Source organism: Bacillus sp. SJS (assembly GCF_000732485.2).
In the GTDB taxonomy this organism is placed as follows: Bacteria; Bacillota; Bacilli; order Bacillales; family Bacillaceae; genus Metabacillus_B; species Metabacillus_B sediminis.
On sequence record NZ_JAQV02000024.1, the window covers coordinates 75,662 to 93,619 of the forward strand.

Sequence of the window (17,958 nt, forward strand, 5' to 3'; positions counted from 1 at the left end):
GTATGGGATTTATGAAAGCCGTCAACAATGGTCCTATCCTATTCAAAAGGAAGGATCGACAATGCAGACACAGCTAATTGCTTTCGATGAGCTGAAAAATTACTATTTTATTATCGAAAATGAACCTGATGATACACAGCTTATGATGCTATCTGCTGAAGAATCCGCAGGGCTTTCATTATATGTTCATCATGAGACGAAATTTCAGGAAGTAACCATCCTATTTAACCCGGCCCTTCTGAAGGGATGGATGACGGCATTCCAAGAAATTGTCCGATTAAGGTGTTTGTCTTCTAATCTTCTTGATTTGACCATTCTGGACGAAGCGCAATAATTCATACGTGTCCTTTCCTGCTGTCCTCAATAATTCCTCAAGCAGCTGATCCCTTTTCAAATCAAGTTCAATCAGTTTATGGGCAAGCTTAAGCGCTTTGCCAGGTTCCATTATTCTGCCTCCTTTAAATTGCTGGTACACTTATATTAACGTGCGTTTGAGTACCTTTCCTCCTTTTTGATATGAAATCTGACACGTAATCCTCTTCAGCTGCAGTATATGTTATAAAATCTCACATATTATGAGAAATTCTTTCCGTTGTCGAGTATAGTATAGGAAAGAGTTGTTTCCTCAAGGAGTGAGTCCATTGCAAGAAGAGCGGTCTTACAAGGATAAAAAAGTCATCTCAATCGGGACAGTAAGCGAGCTTACAGGCCTATCTGTAAGACAGATACGGTATTATGAAGAACGCCAGCTGATTTCTCCTGAGCGAAGCTCAAAAGGAACCAGAAAATACTCCTTTTCCGACGTAGAAAGGCTTATGAACATAGCCGACCTGCGTGAAGAGGGCGTCCAAACGACAGAAATATTAAAGGATATACGGAAAAAAGAAGAAAAATCCAAAAATCCCGCCCAGCTCCGCAAAAAAATGCTCCAAGGCCAACTAAACGCCCATTTTCAATACAAACACAATGGGTAACCCGAAAAGCGGAAGCGGCTTGCTCAGGCCTGAGAGCTGGTGGAGCTGGAACTGACAAAGTCGCTCTTTGACTTTGACAGGGCCAGCGAAGCAGCCGAAGGACTAGCCGCTGGAGCTGGACAAACCGAAAAGCGGAAGCGGCTTGCTCAGGTCTGAAAGCTGGTGGAGCTTCTGACCGAGGGGCGCTTTTTGCCCCGACAGAAGAAGCGAAGCAGCCGAAGACCTAGCCGCTGGAGCTAGACAAACCGAAAAGCGGAAGCGGCTTCCAGTAAGGATGTTCTGCTAAGAGCGCGGCGTCCTGCCGCAACGCAGAACTGACCCGCGTCGTGCGGGCCTCTGAAAGCTGGTGGAGCTGGAATTGACAAAGTCGCTCTTTGACTTTGACAGGGCCAGCGAAGCAGCCGAAGACCTAGCCGCTGGAGCTAGACAAACCGAAAAGCGGAAGCGGCTTTTTTAAGGATGTTCTGCTAAAGGCGCAGCAAAAATGCAATAACCGCAGACTTTGCAAAGCTAAAGAAGAAAGTTAAAGAGCTGTTCCTCGATGGAACAGCTCTTTGTCTCAGCTCTTAAATTGATTTACTGACAGAGCCAGTTTTTCTGATAGTCCTGTTAAATGAATGGAATTTTCTCTGACCATTTCCATTGTTCCATTTGCCTGCTCTGCTGCAGCGGCAGTTTGTTCTACTCCTGCTGCGGCTTCTTGAGATACACTTGCGATATTAGAGATGGCTTCATCCATGTTTTTTCCTCTTTCAAGCAAGTCATCAAGACGGTCCGAGATGAGAGTGATTCCGGACGATACTTCCTCAACCTTGGATCGGATGGCTTCAAAGGTAAGTCCAGTCTTTTCGATTGCAGCCTTTCCAATAAGAGCTTGTTCGTAACCAGCTTTTAAGTCTCCTGCCACAGCCCCTGTCTCAGCCCTGACACTGGTTACGATCACATCGATATCCCCTACTGATAGAGATACTTGTTCAGCGAGCTTTCTTACCTCGTCTGCAACAACAGCAAATCCTCTGCCATGTTCACCTGCACGAGCAGCTTCAATAGCCGCATTCAACGCAAGTAAATTCGTCTGATCTGCAACAGACTGAATGACTTCCATAAGTTTAGAGATTTTTTTTGATTGCTCATCAAGCCCCGCTACTTTCGTTACAGAACCCTTCATAATATCGTGTATGCGGTTCATCTCATCGATGGATTTCCCCATTAACTTGCTGCCTTCATTCGTTTCACCCATTACTTCTTCTGCAGAATGGGAAGCAAGTTCGCCAGCAGTAGCCGCTTCATTAATTTTTTCCAGAAAGTGACCCATATTTTCCGCCATATCTGCTGCCGTACTTGCCTGACTCTCCGCTCCAAGCGTTAACTCCTGCATAGTTGATGCAATTTGCTCATTACCTTCCTTCACCTGGGTCGATGAAAATTGAAGCTTTTCACTTTGATCGGCGATTTCTCCTGCCGCTGATTTTATTCCTCCAACAAGAGTCAGCAAGGTCATATTCATAGAGTTCGCGGAATCTATTAGAACTCCGAGCTCATTTTTGCTATTTGAAGAGAGGGTTTCCTTTTTTAAAATTCCCGAAGCGATCTCATTCATCTTTTTCGTAAGCTGGGAGATAGGGATTGCAATCATCCGAGACGTTCTAAAGGCAATAAAATACCCGCCCGCTGCTATAAGCAAAGAAAAAACAAGGATGAGTGCTGCCGTTATTTCCCCGCCACGGATTATTTGTATCCCGGAATCCATAATTTCCTTTTCCCGTTCCTCTGCGATTGCCTGATAGTCTTTCATAAGCTGGTTGGATACCGCCTGAGGTTCTTTTGATAAATTCTGGACGGCCTGAATTTTAAAACCGCCTTCATAAGGTGTGATAACTTCTTCATCAATCAGTTTCTGCCAACTTTCTGTTTTCTTAATTAGCTTTCTGATCTCTGGAGTATCGTTTACAGCAAGAAGATCCTTTTGAAGGGCAGCCCCGTCTTTTTTTAGTTTTTCATATTCATCTTTGTAGGAAGGACTGTCATACAGAAAATAGGCGCGGATGGTTGAGGCCTGCTGCGCAAGATTGTATGAAAGCTTTTCATCAAGAATGAGAGCGGCTGTTTCTTTATTTACAATCCTCTCCGTGTCCATTTTCGTTTTATAAATGCTGGCAAAATTCAATACGGCCAGCAATACACTTAAACCAATAAGAATTCCAAAGCCTGTCACCAAGATATAGCGAACACTTTTTATCTTCTTCTGTGTCTTTTTCATAATTGCCCCCCTGTAACAATATGCCTCCTCCTATATTACTATTAGAAAGTTCAAAAAGAAATAATTTTTGTGTATTTTCTGCAAATTTTAGATATGTTTGTCAAAATTTGTACTATTTTGTCTAACTATTTTCCCGTACATCTATTACTCTTTCGATATAATGAATAGAAGAACTCTAAACTATTTAAGAGGGGTGAGTGCCTTGAATATATATGAAACGGTTGTGGAAAAATATCGTCAGAGAATGGTAGAAGTAGCCGGTAAGCATGGATATACAGCAGAAGAAACGGTGAAGGTAAGCCAGCACTTGGACAAGCTGCTCAATATGAGCACACATCCGGTAAGACAGGGCATGAGCCGGGCTCATGATGACATAAAATATTCTACTAATAAAAAGAGCTGATTCAGCACTCAACTGAATCAGCTCTTTCTTTTACTGCAGGTGCTGTATAAAGGAGGTTGCAATCCCAAAATAAATAAGCAGGGATAAAATGTCATTCAAAGTTGTAATAAGCGGCCCGGAGGCTATGGCAGGATCAATTTTCATTTTATGAAGCAAAATTGGAATCATCGTACCAGCCATTGTTCCTATTATAAGTGTAAAAAACAAAGATGAGCCTACAACCAGGCCGAGAAGGGGATTCCCTTGCCATACTACGGCAATGCCGGTAATTAGGATCCCGCAGACAACCCCTATCATTAACCCAACCTTTAATTCTCTGAATATAAGCCTGACAATCATTTTGGAATCCAGGTCATTCTGAGCAAGGCCGCGGACAACTACAGCCAGTGACTGGGTTCCAGTGTTCCCGGTCATGCCGGCAATCATTGGCATAAAAAATGCCAGCGCTACTACTTCGTTAAGCGTTCCTTCAAAAAAACTGATGATGCTTCCTGAGACAAGTCCGATAAATAAAAGCAAAATCAGCCACGGAAGTCTTCGGTAAGCAGCTATATGCGCCTTTGTTTCAAAATCGATGGATTTACCGGACGCAGCAAATTTCTCATAGTCTTCATTTGCTTCCTGAATCACAATATCAATTACGTCATCGACTGTAACAATTCCGACTAACACGTTATTCTCCTCAACCACTGGCAAGGCAAGGAAGTCGTAGCGCTCAATTAACCGTGCCACATCTTCCTGATCAGCGTCTGCTTTAATGGAAATAACCCTTGTGTACATAATGTCTTCAATGAGCTCTTCACGTTCGCCCAGGATCAAATCCCTGTAGGAGATAACTCCGACCAGCTGCTTCTCTTCGTTTATGACATACAAATAGTTAATCGTTTCCGCAATTTCTGCGAACGCCTTGAGTTTGACCACAGCGTCCCAAACAGTAAAGTGCTGCGGTATCCATACAAAACGGTTTGTCATAATCCGTCCTGCAGTCTCTGCAGGATAATTCATTAAAGTCTGGACCGCTTCCGACTCTTTCTGCTCCATACTAGACAGAAGCTGATCCTTCAGGTCCGAATCAAGTTCCTCTAAAAGCTGTGCCAAGTCATCGTTATCCATTTTGTTCATCACCTGAACGCCCTTCAGTTTTCCCACCTTGTTAAATAAAGCAAGCTGGTAAGGACGTTCAAGCTCCTGCATGAGTATGGTAATATCGTCCACGCTCATAAAAGACAGAAAGCGCGCATAATGTTTTTCAGGCATTTCTTTAAATATACTCGCCATATCATATGGCTGCAGTTCTTCTATTAATTCACGAAAATCTTTCCGTTTCCCGTCCCTAAGCAGGAGAATAATCCGAAGAAGAATTTCGTTGTACGTCATATTTTTCACCATGGATGGTCCTCCTCGTTAATCCGCGGAGGCCCATGCTTTTGAAAGCGCCGGCTGGTTCCCTTCCGCGGAGTGTATACTATGACTTTCTGAATCTTTTACCTGTGTCCCTCCCGATCGGGGAATCTCCATGCCAGCACCTCCCTATTTTTCTTTCATCATGCTAATATAGGTAATAAAAAAACACACCAAGAATGAAGGCGTGTGAAAACAAGCATTCCATTCTTCCATCGTAGAGCTTTAGCACTGTGCAGCATAGGACGATGTCCAGCTGCGTTAAAAATCACCTTAAGTCGATGATTCCTGTTGACCCATTGGCGTCTTTGGACATTTTTGGGCAGCAGCGTATCTCCACACAGGAGCCTCACCTAACGAAGAACCTATTCAGTTCACACATTGAGATTACAGAAATTCCTGAAACCTGTCAATCAAATTCGAAAACAATTGATTCCTTGCCAGTATATGCTCTGCAAGTGATTTGCGGCCGGCTTGGCATCGCCTATTTTTTCTCTAATGAAAGGAAGCAGAATGATGAAAATTGAATATTTGAGTAAGGGAATGCCAAAGCAGCTGACAGACCATAAGGGGAAGCTTTTTAAATCCGGAATAAGTAAAGATAGTGCTAATGAGCTTGAAGTTTCATCAGGATACATAACGGGAGATGAGGTCGCGAATCATGATTTTCATGGAGGACGTGACCGTGTTCTTTGTGTATATCCATTCGAGCATTATCAAAACTGGGAAACGGAATTTGGAAAAACTCTGATACAGCCGGCTTTCGGAGAAAATTTAACTGTTACCGGTATGAGAGAAGACGAAATTTGTATTGGGGATCAACTACAGATTGGATCCGTTCTTGCTGAGGTTTCTCAAGGCCGTTATCCTTGCGTGACAATTAATCGGCATACAGGAATTGATCAGCTATTGGCGAGGATCATTGAAACGGGATATACAGGGTATTTCTTACGAATTATTAAACCTGGAACGATTCGAAAGCAGGATTCAATCTCGATTGTAAATCGGACAGCCTCTATGACGGTTGCGGATATCCACCACACTTTCTTCCACAACCGTAAAGATACGGATGCAATCCGGAGAATTTTACAAATCCAAAGTCTGGCTGACGACTGGAAAAAGAAATTCGAAAAATTATTAGAGCGGACTCAAGAGTAAAACAGCAGCCCGAATGAGCTGCTGTTTTACTCTTCTTCATTTGATACTTGTTCTAAATCCTCCGAAGACAGCAGATGATAAGATTCCTTTAAAAACAAGGCAACACCATCTTTGTTTTTGGGATGCTGTACAAATTGTGCGTGATCAATGTTCAAATATTGTTTTTCATCCTCTTTGTGATCCATATACTCTTCCCCCCTTTCCATTTCCCTTAGTATTCCATTCCTCATCAAAAAAACCCCTCTTATATAAGAGAGGTTTCCAATCATTAATTTCTAGAGCTGATTTTAGAAAGCAAACGGAGGATTTCAAGATAAAGCCAGACTAGCGTAACAAGGAGAGCAAAGCCTGCGTACCATTCCATATGCTTAGGCAATCCTCTCGCTGCCCCATGCTCGATGAAGTCAAAATCAAGAACAAGGTTAAGGGCGGCAATCACTATAATGACGAGCGAAATCACAATCCCGATGGTGCTGGATTCGTGAAGAAATGGAACACTGACTCCAAAAAGGCCCAGCACAAATGAAATCAAATAGACCATAAATACGCCCATTGTCGCTGCCGCTACTCCTAGACGGAAATTGTTGGTTACTTTTATCAATCCGCTTCGGTAGACAAGCAGCAAGCCAAGAAAAATCCCCATGGTAATCAATACAGCCTGCATAACAATCCCTTCATACAAGCTTGAATAATACGCTGAAATACCACCGACAAACATTCCCTCCAGCACGGCATAGATCGGCGCCGTTATCGGCGATGCTTTTGGTGAAAAGCTTGTGATAAGCGCAAAAATCAGTCCGCCTATTGCACCGATCAGCATCATTGGAGTTACGTTATCCCCCTGCGCTGCGAAATACCATGTTGTTCCGGCAGAAACAACAAGAATAAACAGGAGCAAAAATGACTTATGGACAGCGCCCATTAGAGTCATTCGGCGCCCGCCAGCATATCCCATTCCTTTTTCAAATGATTTTAATGTCGGATTCGCTGTTCTCATATTGGATCACTCCTTTATTAGTCTTAATACATACGTTTTTAAATGATGAAAGTTTCAGTCCACATATAATATGTATCACTTAATCATTATATTAGTCCTAGCCTGATGCCTTACATACTGCTTACCCTTAAAAAAATTGAACCAATTCAAATTTTTCATGTAATTATTCTTCTTTTTTCATTCTTTCACCATATAATTTTAGATAAACAAGCTTAAGGAGTGTGAAAATTTGAAAGAAAAAAACTCCCTTAGCATGATCATCGATGGCCTTTTCTCTGCAGCTGAAGCAGTAGTTCTAGCCATTCTAAGGAAAAAGCTGACGGCATTTTATAAAGATTATCTGATAAAACTTTTAAATCAGCTACAAATGCTCCAGTCTCTGCTCCATTCATTTTGCCGGCTAAAACTTGAAGATTTTCATCTGTTAAAGACAAAAATGGAGCTTAGAAGAATCCATTTGGATCTGCAGCTCCTCCTTTCAAAGGAATTTGTCTTTCCGAATGATTTGAAACAAGTATGGCTGTCTCAGACTCTTTTTGAGTTGAAAAACAAGTTTTAAAGCAGCCTCCGGATTGGCGGGCTGCTTTTTTTCATTACATATTCACAAAAAGGTGAGTGGTGTAATCATTGTAGCGTCCGACACCTGCATAATCGATTGTATTATAGAGCAGGACTTCTTTCTGACTGCTGTTTTTTCTCCATAAATCACGTTGTGCTTTAGGAGAATTCGCATATTTGTAAATCAGAATTCCTGATTCTGAGTGCTGCTGAAAACCTAATTTCACAATCATTTCCTGCGCACTGCCATACTTGGTTGAATAGATGCTGAATGAGCCGGTAGAATGCATATCCTTTGATTTCATTTCCGAAATATAGCTTAATCTTTCGCTTAGGGTCATGAGAGATTTACCATTTACATATCGATCCTGGTTGAGTAATAAAAAGGAATCAAACTCGTCACTGGACAGCGTATGGTTGAGCTGGAGATCAGGCACAGCAAAGCGGTTTGTTCTCTGAAGCTTCTCTGTTTCAGCAAGGTAGCCCGTCATTTTTGCAGGGAGTGCTTTGTACTTGCCTGCCTTTTTGATTTCGACAGCACGCTTTTTCAAGCGATCGAGCTTCTTCAAATTGCTATCTACATAAGTAACCCGGTTGGCAAGGGCATCTTTGCCGATAACCTTCATTAACCGGTATTGGGAAACCTCGTAAATCACTCTCTCCCTTGCCACCTTGGCTGGAGCTACATACTTTTTGGAGAGCGCTCTTCTTTTGGATGAACCTGACACTTTTCCTATTGCTTTTTCGGCAGTTTGAATCTGCCTGGAAAAGCTGTCATAGGCTTGGTTTACATCATATGTGTCTGCAGAATCAATTAATCTGTTAAAACCTCGCAGCTGATAGGCAAGCTTTTCCCCCTGCTGTACCGCCGTGCTGCTAGTAGAAGCCTGAACCTCATGCGCTGGCAGAACACCAAGTGCCAGCATAAAACCCAATCCCAAACCTGCTATCTTCTTCATCTTCCCATTCCTCCATACCCAATATGTAAGTTAAAGTCATAGTATCTATACCCTTCTATCAACCTATTAAAAACCATTTATTTCAATTTTTTATAAAAATAAGGAATTAGTCTGTATCCTTTTGTTCTATTCGGCTTATTTCAAAAATAATCCATCCTTCCTCCATCCTGTTTTTTCCATAAACTTCAAATGTTTTATTAACGCGGCATTGTGGAACGTATTTACTATTCGCTAAAAAGATTGAGGAGGCATTTATTCATGCAAGAGCACAAGTTATATATTAATGGAGAGTACACAGATTCAACTTCAGGTGAATGGATTGAAATTGTGAATCCATCAAATGGAGATGTCATCTCGAGGATTCCTGACGGAACAAAGGAAGATGCTGAAAAAGCAATTGAAGCGGCTTATGAAGCTCAAAAGGAATGGGAGCAGGTTCCATCCTATAAGCGCGGTAAGATCGTCCGTCAAATTGGAGACGAGCTTGAAAAAAACCGGGAGAAAATGATTGCATTATTATCCGAGGAACAAGGAAAACCTTACGAACAGTCTTCAGCCGAAGTAGACCTGGCCGTAGACTACTTCCGCTACATGTCTGAATGGGCCAGAAGAATTGAAGGAGAGGTTATTCAAAGTGACCGGCCAAATGAAAATATTTTCCTTCACAAACGTCCAATAGGCGTGGTTGGGGGAATTGTGCCTTGGAATTTCCCCGTTTTTATTTTTGCCCGAAAAGTTGCGACTGCCTTAATTGCAGGCTGTTCGATTGTTCTAAAACCAAGCCAGCAAACACCTAATACAGCTGCAGAACTTACAAAAATGATTGCCAATCTGGACCTCCCTAAAGGTGTATATAACATGATTACGGGAACAGGATCCACGATAGGAAATGCACTGGCCAGCAGTCCGAAAGTTGGCATGATCACAATGACAGGCAGCACAGGCGCCGGAACGAAAGTAATGGAGGCTGCTGCCCAAAATATTACGAAGGTTAACCTTGAACTCGGCGGGAAAGCACCTGCCATTGTTACAAAGCATGCTGATCTTGATCTTGCAGTGGAAAACATTACAACCTCCCGCATTACCAATGCCGGCCAAGCTTGTACAAATGCTGAAAGAGTATATGTACACGAATCCGTAGCTGAGGAGTTCACTCAAAAATTAGCAGCAGCATTCAACAACGTAAAGGTCGGCGACGCAGTAAAAGACCGAGATGCCCAGATGGGACCCCTCGTCAGTGAAGATCGCTTGAAAACGGTCGAAGAAGCTCTGGAAAAAGCCATTCAAGCCGGTGCCAAAGTGGCTGCAGGCGGAGACCGTCCTGAAGGCTTAAAAGGCGGATTCTTCTTACGTCCGACTGTTCTGACAAATGTGACGCACGATATGGACATTATGAAGGAAGAAACGTTTGGCCCTGTATTACCGGTTGCCACATTCTCAGATTTGGATGATGCAATCCGGATGGCGAACGATTCCATATACGGTCTTTCTTCCTCTGTTTATACGAATGATTACAATGAAGCTATGTATGTATCGAATCAGCTTCGTTTTGGCGAGACATTCGTCAACCGCGAAAACTTCGAAGCCATTCAGGGGTACCATGCTGGTATGCGCCAGTCAGGACTCGGCGGTGCTGACGGCAAACATGGTTTAGAAGACTATCTTGTTACACAAGTTGTATATATGCAATATAAAACAGATTTGAAATAAGAATAGGATAAAACCCCCGGAACGCATTCCGGGGGTTTTCTTTTTTTATGTGTATCTTAACAATTATAGTTAGGCTGATTTTAGCGCAAATCAGCCCACACTAAACTAATTTAAACAAAGGAAGTAACTTTGAAAGTGCTATTGTCCCGTAATTTTTTTAAGAGTTTCTATAGCTAAAACCTGATAAGCTATTTGGGGCCGCAAAAACCCAGGCGGCTCTTATAAGGCGGCACCATTATTTTTTTCTTAGTAAAAGCATGCTCCCTTTTAATACTGTCAATATGGCCAGGAAAATCCAAACTACCATCGCAGTTTTTGCGACTGCCGGCGCAGCTGTCATCTGATTAACAGCAATAGCGATGACCGCCCAAATCAGCACCAGTCCATAAGCCAGATCATTTTTCACAAGAATCATATAGGCTCCAAGCAAAGCCGTAACAATAAGCAAAAGAATCGTCCACGCCAATTCTCCCAAACCCAGAAATGAACTGATTTCATTGGATTTAAAAACGATGAATACATTTACGATTGCTGCGACTGATATCCAGCCCATGTAAACAGAAATCGGCAGTTTAAGCATGAGTGAAGTCTGACCGGATTTTTCAATGAGGGAATAAATTTTAATCAGTGTGTATAGTATCCCGAATATGACAAGAACGGTCAGGTTGAACAGTTCATAATGAAAAAGAACGATCCATAATGCATTAAGCAGTGCATTCACAGCAAAAAGATATCCTATTGATGCATAAACAGCTTTCTCTTCAGCAGATACAAAAAATGCCCGAATTACCCAAACAGCTAACAGGAGATAAATGAGTCCCCAAATGGAAAACGCATAATTTGCCGGTTCAAACAGGACAGGCACTCCTGCTGAAACCTCCCCAGTAGTCTGGCCGTTTATGGGAAGAGCATTGGCTAAGAAATTCACTCCCACCATGACGATATAAGCGAGCACATTAATAACTGCAACAGCTCTAAAGGTTCTCATTCTCATCCTCCCTTTTCTTTCCTTTACTTCATACATATCCTTCTCTCAGTAAGAACATGTCTCCTATCTTTTCCCCTTCTCAAAAACTTTCATTCTGCAATGAGCAGATTCAAATACATAACGAAGGGTAAAGAACAGTAAAACACTTACCTGGAGGTATGGCATGACAAATTCACGTTTGAATACGAAGCTTCCACTCTATCCTTCTTCCTTATGGAGACCTGTTGAAAATGAACCCTCTTTTCCGCCTCTTGAAGAATCTCTTACCGTTGATACCGTCATTGTCGGAGCTGGCATTACAGGAATAACAGCAGCCTATTTGCTGCAAAAAGCGGGAATTCATACTGCTCTAATCGATGCCAGGAAAGCTCTTGGCGGAACAACGGGACATACGACAGCTAAAATTACCTGCCAGCATGGTGAAATTTATGACTCTCTTATTCAAGGAATTGGCGAAGAAAAAGCAAGAGAATACTTTCAAGCGAATGAAACAGCCTTATCGTTTATTAAAGACACAGTTCAAAAGCTAGAAATCTCCTGTCAGCTGCAAACGCAGGATGCTTATTTGTATGCCGCTTCCTCAAGCGGAGACAAAAAAGTCAGGGCTGAATATGAAGCCTATAAGAAACTTGGCATTCCCGCTGAATTCATTGAAAACACACCACTTCCATTCCCTGTGAAATCCGCCATTCGGGTCAAAAATCAGGCACAATTCCACCCAGTAGAATATCTTTCTGATCTGCTGAAGGAATTTGTCAGCTCTGGAGGATATGTTTTCGAGCATACCCGTGCAGTGGAACTCGAGAAGTCAGAAAATCCTGTTATCACAACTGCAGAAGGGTATAAATTAACCAGCCAGCACGTTCTCATTTCCTCTCACTACCCGTTTCCGGATATTACAGGGCTGCAATTTACAAAACTGGAACCGGAGCGTTCATATATCCTGGCGGCAAAAACCTCCCACCCGTTCCCTAAAGGAATGTATATCAGCGCCGATGATCCAGTCCGATCACTCCGGTCGGCAGAAGAAGACGGGGAGCAGCTTGTGCTGATAGGCGGCGAGGATCATAAAACGGGACAAATTCTGAACACAGAGCAATGCTACGAAGCGCTGGCGGAATTCGGAGAGGAGCAACTAGATATGACTGAGATCCGCTACCGCTGGTCGGCACAGGATTTAAAAACATTAGATGGCGTTCCTTATGCAGGTCCTATCACGAAAGAGCATCCCAATATTTTGATAACAACTGGATATGGTCTATGGGGAATGACGAACGGCACGGCGGCTGCCCAGATAGCTGCTGATTCAATTATGGGGAAAAAGAACCCTTATGCAGAGCTATATTCTCCTCAGAGGCCGGGAAATAAAACCGCTGCTGTCCAATTTATTAAACAGAATACGGATACAGCAAAGGAATTTGTAAAAGGAAAGCTGAAAAGATCTCAAGAAAAAGCAGAGGACTTGGGATTTGATGAAGGGGCGAGAATAAAAGTCAATGGACATAAAGCAGGTGCTTATAAGGATCCAGCCGGAAACATTTCGCTGGTGAAACCTGTATGCACACATATGGGATGCGATCTGGAGTGGAACAATGGTGATCGGTCATGGGACTGCCCTTGTCATGGATCCAGATTCAGTACAGATGGAGAAATTCTCGAAGGCCCTGCTGTAAAACCGCTCACCAAGCTTGATTAAAGGGTTCTGCCACTTCGAAAAGGCAGATATAAAAGAAAAAAACTGACCAGCATAACTCCTTCCATAGAAAGCAAATACCACGGCCATGGGCCAAGTACCTCCAGAAGGGATCCCCCTGCTGGTTTTTTCATAATGTATAAGTAGTTTGAGTTTAGAAGATGATTGATCCAAAAAACTGCCGCTGCATACAGATTGACCAGCATAGCTGTGATCCAGAGAGATCGCAGTGATGGCCTAAAGCCCATTGCAGCAAAAAGAAGGCATGCCATGATCACTCCTGCATGAGATACAAAAAACGTGAAGAAAACAGGATGCGGAAATGTATAGGGACCAAGATCCGGGCTTACGATTGCTTGAAATGAACTTGCAATTCCTGCATACCAAAGAAATTGAAAGAGGGCTCTATTTTTCGTAAAAGTCATGACTATTGCCAGGATAACAGCAAGATCACTTAAATGAAGCGGGAGATCCGCCGACAGAGACCATCTTCCAGCTGATAGCTTCCATAGCTGTTCAACCACTTCAGACGACAATAGGACAAATCCAAAAGCATACCGGGCTGCGTTAAAATGATACCGGAGAATAAATACAAGCGCCATGGCAATAAAAGTCACGAATAGCGCCAAAATGTGTGCTTCAGAAAAAATATGAAAAGCCTTGTCCAAAATGTCATCACCTCTGAATCATCATCCGCTAATCTATGGGGATTTATTCAATTGTGCATCCAGTTTACTAAGAATAGCAAAGCCTTTAACCCGCTGCCGGATTATTCCGGTATACTTCACGGCAGAAATTCAGCTGTTTACCTGCTAATGTGCAAAAAAGAGGAGACCGGCCACCGCCTTCTCCTCTTCGTTATTTGTCACATGCCAATCCGTCTCCATCCCGGTCAAGTCTATGCGGATCTCCGGGGCCTGCTGCTTCAAAAAAGGCCTGGGCTTCCTCATGGCCGGAAAAATCACCGCAATCCTTATCCGGCCCTTTTGGGTCGAATTGCTGATTTGCTTGAGAATTTTCTCCTTTAGATGGCTCCTCTGGCACCTGATCATTCACTTCATCTTCAAATCCGCGATCAGTGGCATAATTTTCAAGTGACCATATTTTCCGTTCTTCTTTTTTTGCCTTTGCCTCTGCTTCCTTAAATTGATCCAGATATTTTGTATTAGGCGGGTATACAGCTACCCTTGCAAGCCCTTCTTTTAAGAGGCGTTTGTTGTACATTTGTCCGTCCATCCATATGTATGCGAGCAAACGGCCAAAACGGTCTCTTTCCTCTACTCCTAATTCAAGTTCAATTTCCTTCCCTTCCAATTGCTCCTTTGTAAAGGCTGAGGCCTCTTTGGCAAATGGCTGAGGGTTTCCTTCGTATTTCCCTCTGCTTTCGGGCGTATCAATTAATATAAGACGGACTTTTTCCGTTGCCCCATTTTTAAGTTCTGCTTTCAGTGTATCTCCATCTGTAACAGAAAGTACGGTTGCTGGAACCGTATTTCCCTTTTCTTCCTCTAATACAGCGCTTTTTTCATCTCCTTGTTTTTCCTGTTTCGTTTCTTTATTGGATGAAGAATGGGTTTGAACGGGTTGATCGGATGGCTGCGTCATCGCCGAACATCCTGCCAAGCTTAAATGAGTAAGTAAAATAATCGCTATCATCTGTTTTTTCAACTCTATGAAGACTCCTTTACTTTGCAGTTATATAAGATTATAGGTGCCAAATGAACAATATGTACATTGTTAAGTCAGTTTTCCACCAAAAAAAAACGCAGAAGACCATTCTGCGCCATCATTTTGGTTAACTTTTAGCATGTTCTGAAAAACTCTTACTGGCAGGAAGTACAGTCATTAAAGCATTGAGTATAGTTGAGAGGGAAGAGTGTCCGGCATACATTCGCGCAATAACGGGAGCAGCTTCCAGAGCTTACCTGGCTGCATCCGCAGTTCCTGCGGCGGTCTGACATTCCTTCTGTCTGTCCGTTTCCGCACGACTTGCGGCCGTGATCGGACGTTCCTTTTCTGCTGCGATGACAGGATGAACCCGCCAATTCATCCAAATAGAGTCTTGGCTTACTGCCAGAATGGCATCTATTTCGAGAACTCATAATATCCCCTCCTTTCCCTAATAGAGTATTCAGACTCTATCAGTTGGAGGCGACGAATATCCCTGCTGCTTCTATTATTCTATGATTCAGCGGGGTGCCCATAGGATAATTCCTGCACCGATCAGACAGATAACGGCTCCTAATGTGTCATAGAAATCAGGTGCTTTTCCATCTACTCCCCAACCCCATAGTAAAGCGAGAACGATAAATAATCCTCCGTACGCTGCATACACTCTGCCGAAATCAGGAAAATCCTGCAGGGCCGGCAATATGCCATACACAACCAGCACTGCCCCGCCAATGATTCCGTACCATATTGGAAGACCGTTCTTGATCCATAGCCAAATTAAATAGCCTCCACCAATTTCCGCTAAACCCGCTAATACAAATAAAATGATAGATTTGATCATAGTCCACATACTTTCTGTGCTTTATTCATAGCAAATATTAAATCAAGTGAACGAATCTTACAAGCTTAGCCTTCTCCTAAAACTTCCTATTTTCAAGTGGATGACTAGACCTGCAGAAAAGAGTATGATAGGTTTAACCATACTTTATATTAATGAAAGATAAGTCGGGATTTGTTTGTTCCCTGAGGTGATAAATAGGATGAATATTGATGCTGAATTAACTGCGAAAGTTTCCGTAAAAAGTGTAGACCCTCTTGACCCGGTTCATGTAAAAAATATACCGCAAGGCTGGAAATTGCTTGGCCGCGGAAACTATGCGGCCGTTTTCGTAAACGAAGGACTCCCAGGAAAAATTGTTAAGCTTTATGCAGAAAACCGCGAAGGCGCCGATAAAGAAAGACAAGTATACCAAATACTTGGCGATCACCCAGCATACTCGGTCATGTTCAGCTATAGTGACCGTTATCTCATATTAAAAAAACTGGAGGGCATCACTCTTTACGATGCTCTTAGAAAAGGTGTTTACATCCCTGAAAAAGTCATAAAAGATGTAGACGACGCCATTGCATATGCCAGGGAAAAGGGATTAAACCCCACGGATATACACGGAAAAAATGTCATGATGAAGGATGGCCGCGGCTATATTGTGGACGTCTCTGATTTTTTAGAAGTGTTTGATTGTCCAAGGTGGAAGGATTTCAAAAAGGCCTACTACCGGATATACCTTCCCCTTTCAAGATTCAGAAAATGGAAGATTCCGCGCTGGATGCTCGAACGGATTCGCAAAGGCTATCAGAAATACCTGAAGATTAACGGATATTACAAAAGAAAGAAAAAGAGCAAAGAAACAAAACGCCTTGCTAAGAAAAGCTAGGCGTTTTTGTTTTCTTTCTCTACCGGGTTATCTCTTTCTTCAAAGCTCTGGCAGCTGCGGCGGGATTTTCCGATCTGCTGATGCTTGAAATAACCGATACTCCATCTGCTCCCGCCATTACAACGTTCTTCGCATTCTCAGCCGTTATTCCGCCAATCCCTACCATTGGAATATCAATGCCTGCTTGCTTGATCTCCTCGATTACAGCGGTGCCTTTCGCTTCCTTCGCATCCTCTTTGGATGAAGTCGGAAAGACAGGACCCACCCCAATGTAATCTGCCCCATCGGCTAAAGCACGCTTTGCCTCTTCTGCGCTATGCACGGATACCCCGAGAATCATACCATTTAAGCGTGTAATGATCTCACTGGCTTTGGCGTCATCCTGTCCTACATGAATTCCGTCCGCCCCTATTTTTAATGCCAGCTCCACATCATCATTTACAATGAAGGGAATATTTGAGTTTCTGCATATTTGCATCAGCCGGACCGCAAGCTGTTCAATTTCATCGGCAGTATGAAGTGAACCCTTGCCTTTTTCGCGAAATTGGAAGAGCGTAATTCCTCCTTCAATCGACCCGGTTACTACCTCTTCAATATCATTCGGACAGTCCTGTGTTCCTGCTATAAAATAAAGGGCCAAGTGCTGTTTTATCCGGTTCCTGTTCATATCTGTCTCATCCTCTTTTGGAAAGCCCAATGGTTAGTAGGACCATGGCCTTCTCCAATTACAAGCGTTTCTTCAATAGCTGCCTGAATAAATTGCTTCGCTGTTTCCGCAGCTTTAGCAATCGTGCTGCCCTTAGCAAGTTCAGCTGTCAAGGCGGCTGAAAATGTACAGCCTGTCCCATGTGTATGCCTTGTTTCAATTCGCTTGCTTATCAGTGCTGTAAACTCATGCCCATCGTAAAGGAGATCGGCTGACTCCTCCGCATTCTCTTCATGCCCGCCTTTAATCAGGCACGAGGCAGCTCCCATATTATGAATAATCCTGCAAGCTTCTCGTTTATTTTCCTCATTATTAATCGTTATTCCGGTAATTTCTTCTGCCTCTGGAATATTAGGAGTAATAACGGCAGCGAGCGGAATGAGGTGATCAATCATTGCCTTAACCGCCTCACTCTGAAGAAGCGTGCTTCCGCCTTTGGCAATCATAACCGGGTCAATAACAACATTTTTCCATCCAAAATTTTTAATTGAATCCGCTGCCGCCAAGATGATCTCTGCATTAAAGAGCATGCCTGTTTTAACGGCATCCGGAGGGAGGTCCTCCCCTATTGCAGAAGCCTGCGCGGATACAGCATCGGCAGTTAAAGGAAACACTCCATGCACACCAAGGGTATTCTGGGCTGTTACAGCTGTAACAGCACTCATCCCGAACACGCCAAGCTCCTGAAATGTTTTGAGGTCAGCCTGAATACCCGCTCCGCCGCCGCTGTCTGAACCGGCAATAGTTAATGCCTTTTTGATCATT

General features: G+C 43.1%; 20 protein-coding genes and 1 riboswitch. Of the genes, 8 read left to right on the forward strand and 12 right to left on the reverse strand.

Going from position 1 to position 17,958, the window contains the following annotated elements; genetic code table 11:
- Nucleotides 1–61 precede the first annotated feature (61 nt).
- A complete protein-coding gene (locus AS29_RS14845; protein WP_035409028.1) occupies nucleotides 62–334 on the forward strand; it encodes a hypothetical protein in 273 nt (90 codons plus the stop codon).
- Between the two features lie 307 nt (nucleotides 335–641).
- The gene (locus tag AS29_RS14850; protein ID WP_035409032.1) at nucleotides 642–974 is read left to right on the forward strand and encodes a MerR family transcriptional regulator; all 333 of its coding nucleotides are present in this window, start codon (nucleotides 642–644) and stop codon (nucleotides 972–974) included.
- Nucleotides 975–1,533: 559 nt separating this feature from the next.
- Here AS29_RS14850 and AS29_RS14855 read toward each other — a convergent pair.
- Nucleotides 1,534–3,234, reverse strand: a complete 1,701-nt coding sequence (locus AS29_RS14855; RefSeq protein WP_035409034.1) for a methyl-accepting chemotaxis protein — start codon at nucleotides 3,232–3,234, stop codon at nucleotides 1,534–1,536.
- Between the two features lie 202 nt (nucleotides 3,235–3,436).
- On the opposite strand from AS29_RS14855, the gene AS29_RS14860 reads away from it, so the two are divergent.
- A complete protein-coding gene (locus AS29_RS14860; RefSeq protein ID WP_035409036.1) occupies nucleotides 3,437–3,637 on the forward strand; it encodes an aspartyl-phosphate phosphatase Spo0E family protein in 201 nt (66 codons plus the stop codon).
- Nucleotides 3,638–3,667: 30 nt separating this feature from the next.
- On the opposite strand, the gene mgtE is transcribed toward AS29_RS14860, so the two are convergent.
- Nucleotides 3,668–5,026 carry a magnesium transporter gene (gene mgtE / locus AS29_RS14865; protein WP_035409038.1) on the reverse strand — a complete coding sequence of 453 codons (1,359 nt, stop codon included), beginning with the start codon at nucleotides 5,024–5,026 and terminating at the stop codon, nucleotides 3,668–3,670.
- 215 nt (nucleotides 5,027–5,241) lie between these two features.
- Nucleotides 5,242–5,406, reverse strand: a riboswitch (M-box (ykoK) riboswitch).
- 148 nt (nucleotides 5,407–5,554) lie between these two features.
- Here mgtE and AS29_RS14875 point away from each other — a divergent pair.
- Nucleotides 5,555–6,196: an MOSC domain-containing protein gene (locus AS29_RS14875; protein ID WP_051860720.1), complete on the forward strand. Its 642-nt coding sequence runs from the start codon at nucleotides 5,555–5,557 to the stop codon at nucleotides 6,194–6,196.
- 26 nt (nucleotides 6,197–6,222) lie between these two features.
- On the opposite strand, the gene AS29_RS14880 is transcribed toward AS29_RS14875, so the two are convergent.
- Entirely contained in the window at nucleotides 6,223–6,381 is a 159-nt protein-coding gene (locus tag AS29_RS14880; RefSeq protein ID WP_156505960.1) for a transcriptional regulator SplA domain-containing protein, read from the reverse strand.
- A gap of 83 nt (nucleotides 6,382–6,464) precedes the next feature.
- Nucleotides 6,465–7,193 (reverse strand): Bax inhibitor-1/YccA family protein, encoded by a 729-nt coding sequence (locus tag AS29_RS14885; protein ID WP_035409045.1) that lies wholly within the window; start codon nucleotides 7,191–7,193, stop codon nucleotides 6,465–6,467.
- A 229-nt stretch (nucleotides 7,194–7,422) separates the two neighbouring features.
- Here AS29_RS14885 and AS29_RS14890 point away from each other — a divergent pair, with 229 nt between their 5' ends.
- A complete protein-coding gene (locus tag AS29_RS14890; protein WP_035409047.1) occupies nucleotides 7,423–7,752 on the forward strand; it encodes a hypothetical protein in 330 nt (109 codons plus the stop codon).
- A 34-nt stretch (nucleotides 7,753–7,786) separates the two neighbouring features.
- Here AS29_RS14890 and AS29_RS14895 read toward each other — a convergent pair whose 3' ends face one another.
- Nucleotides 7,787–8,710 (reverse strand): CAP domain-containing protein, encoded by a 924-nt coding sequence (locus AS29_RS14895; protein ID WP_035409049.1) that lies wholly within the window; start codon nucleotides 8,708–8,710, stop codon nucleotides 7,787–7,789.
- 258 nt (nucleotides 8,711–8,968) lie between these two features.
- Between AS29_RS14895 and aldA the strand changes: the two genes are divergently transcribed.
- A complete protein-coding gene (gene aldA / locus AS29_RS14900) occupies nucleotides 8,969–10,420 on the forward strand; it encodes an aldehyde dehydrogenase (protein WP_035409050.1) in 1,452 nt (483 codons plus the stop codon).
- Nucleotides 10,421–10,655: 235 nt separating this feature from the next.
- Here aldA and AS29_RS14905 read toward each other — a convergent pair whose 3' ends face one another.
- Entirely contained in the window at nucleotides 10,656–11,408 is a 753-nt protein-coding gene (locus AS29_RS14905; protein WP_035409340.1) for a tryptophan-rich sensory protein, read from the reverse strand.
- Nucleotides 11,409–11,571: 163 nt separating this feature from the next.
- Between AS29_RS14905 and AS29_RS14910 the strand changes: the two genes are divergently transcribed.
- On the forward strand, nucleotides 11,572–13,104 hold the full coding sequence (locus AS29_RS14910; protein ID WP_035409052.1) for an FAD-dependent oxidoreductase: 1,533 nt from the start codon (nucleotides 11,572–11,574) through the stop codon (nucleotides 13,102–13,104).
- Here the strand turns inward: AS29_RS14910 and AS29_RS14915 are convergent.
- The 4 genes from AS29_RS14915 to AS29_RS14925 form a co-directional block, all read right to left on the reverse strand.
- Nucleotides 13,101–13,769: a YwaF family protein gene (locus AS29_RS14915; RefSeq protein WP_231889956.1), complete on the reverse strand. Its 669-nt coding sequence runs from the start codon at nucleotides 13,767–13,769 to the stop codon at nucleotides 13,101–13,103. The two genes, AS29_RS14910 and AS29_RS14915, sit on opposite strands and share 4 nt — an antisense overlap.
- A gap of 190 nt (nucleotides 13,770–13,959) precedes the next feature.
- Entirely contained in the window at nucleotides 13,960–14,769 is an 810-nt protein-coding gene (locus AS29_RS14920) for a thermonuclease family protein (protein WP_051860722.1), read from the reverse strand.
- A gap of 155 nt (nucleotides 14,770–14,924) precedes the next feature.
- Nucleotides 14,925–15,203, reverse strand: coding sequence for a hypothetical protein (locus AS29_RS21430; RefSeq protein ID WP_156505957.1), 279 nt, complete (start codon nucleotides 15,201–15,203; stop codon nucleotides 14,925–14,927).
- A gap of 86 nt (nucleotides 15,204–15,289) precedes the next feature.
- Nucleotides 15,290–15,613 carry a YnfA family protein gene (locus tag AS29_RS14925; protein WP_035409057.1) on the reverse strand — a complete coding sequence of 108 codons (324 nt, stop codon included), beginning with the start codon at nucleotides 15,611–15,613 and terminating at the stop codon, nucleotides 15,290–15,292.
- A 199-nt stretch (nucleotides 15,614–15,812) separates the two neighbouring features.
- Here AS29_RS14925 and AS29_RS14930 point away from each other — a divergent pair, with 199 nt between their 5' ends.
- The gene (locus tag AS29_RS14930) at nucleotides 15,813–16,487 is read left to right on the forward strand and encodes a hypothetical protein (RefSeq protein WP_035409059.1); all 675 of its coding nucleotides are present in this window, start codon (nucleotides 15,813–15,815) and stop codon (nucleotides 16,485–16,487) included.
- Between the two features lie 19 nt (nucleotides 16,488–16,506).
- Here the strand turns inward: AS29_RS14930 and thiE are convergent, their stop codons facing one another.
- Nucleotides 16,507–17,154 carry a thiamine phosphate synthase gene (gene thiE, locus AS29_RS14935; RefSeq protein WP_035409062.1) on the reverse strand — a complete coding sequence of 216 codons (648 nt, stop codon included), beginning with the start codon at nucleotides 17,152–17,154 and terminating at the stop codon, nucleotides 16,507–16,509.
- Complete coding sequence (gene thiD / locus AS29_RS14940; protein WP_035409064.1) at nucleotides 17,151–17,957, reverse strand: bifunctional hydroxymethylpyrimidine kinase/phosphomethylpyrimidine kinase; 807 nt, start codon at nucleotides 17,955–17,957, stop codon at nucleotides 17,151–17,153. The genes thiE and thiD overlap by 4 nt, the downstream gene beginning before the upstream one ends.
- Between the last annotated feature and the right edge of the window lies 1 nt (nucleotide 17,958).

Excerpts from the sequence above, each read along its gene's own strand:
- AS29_RS14845 (WP_035409028.1), top strand. The coding sequence starts at position 62 with ATGCAGACACAGCTAATTGCTTTCGATGAGCTGAAAAATTACTATTTT.
- AS29_RS14855 (WP_035409034.1), bottom strand. The coding sequence starts at position 3,234 with ATGAAAAAGACACAGAAGAAGATAAAAAGTGTTCGCTATATCTTGGTG.
- mgtE (WP_035409038.1), bottom strand. The coding sequence starts at position 5,026 with ATGGTGAAAAATATGACGTACAACGAAATTCTTCTTCGGATTATTCTC.
- AS29_RS14875 (WP_051860720.1), top strand. The coding sequence starts at position 5,555 with ATGAAAATTGAATATTTGAGTAAGGGAATGCCAAAGCAGCTGACAGAC.
- AS29_RS14880 (WP_156505960.1), bottom strand. The coding sequence starts at position 6,381 with ATGGATCACAAAGAGGATGAAAAACAATATTTGAACATTGATCACGCA.
- AS29_RS14885 (WP_035409045.1), bottom strand. The coding sequence starts at position 7,193 with ATGAGAACAGCGAATCCGACATTAAAATCATTTGAAAAAGGAATGGGA.
- AS29_RS14895 (WP_035409049.1), bottom strand. The coding sequence starts at position 8,710 with ATGAAGAAGATAGCAGGTTTGGGATTGGGTTTTATGCTGGCACTTGGT.
- aldA (WP_035409050.1), top strand. The coding sequence starts at position 8,969 with ATGCAAGAGCACAAGTTATATATTAATGGAGAGTACACAGATTCAACT.
- AS29_RS14905 (WP_035409340.1), bottom strand. The coding sequence starts at position 11,408 with ATGAGAACCTTTAGAGCTGTTGCAGTTATTAATGTGCTCGCTTATATC.
- AS29_RS14910 (WP_035409052.1), top strand. The coding sequence starts at position 11,572 with ATGACAAATTCACGTTTGAATACGAAGCTTCCACTCTATCCTTCTTCC.
- AS29_RS21430 (WP_156505957.1), bottom strand. The coding sequence starts at position 15,203 with ATGAGTTCTCGAAATAGATGCCATTCTGGCAGTAAGCCAAGACTCTAT.
- AS29_RS14925 (WP_035409057.1), bottom strand. The coding sequence starts at position 15,613 with ATGATCAAATCTATCATTTTATTTGTATTAGCGGGTTTAGCGGAAATT.
- AS29_RS14930 (WP_035409059.1), top strand. The coding sequence starts at position 15,813 with ATGAATATTGATGCTGAATTAACTGCGAAAGTTTCCGTAAAAAGTGTA.
- thiE (WP_035409062.1), bottom strand. The coding sequence starts at position 17,154 with ATGAACAGGAACCGGATAAAACAGCACTTGGCCCTTTATTTTATAGCA.
- thiD (WP_035409064.1), bottom strand. The coding sequence starts at position 17,957 with ATGATCAAAAAGGCATTAACTATTGCCGGTTCAGACAGCGGCGGCGGA.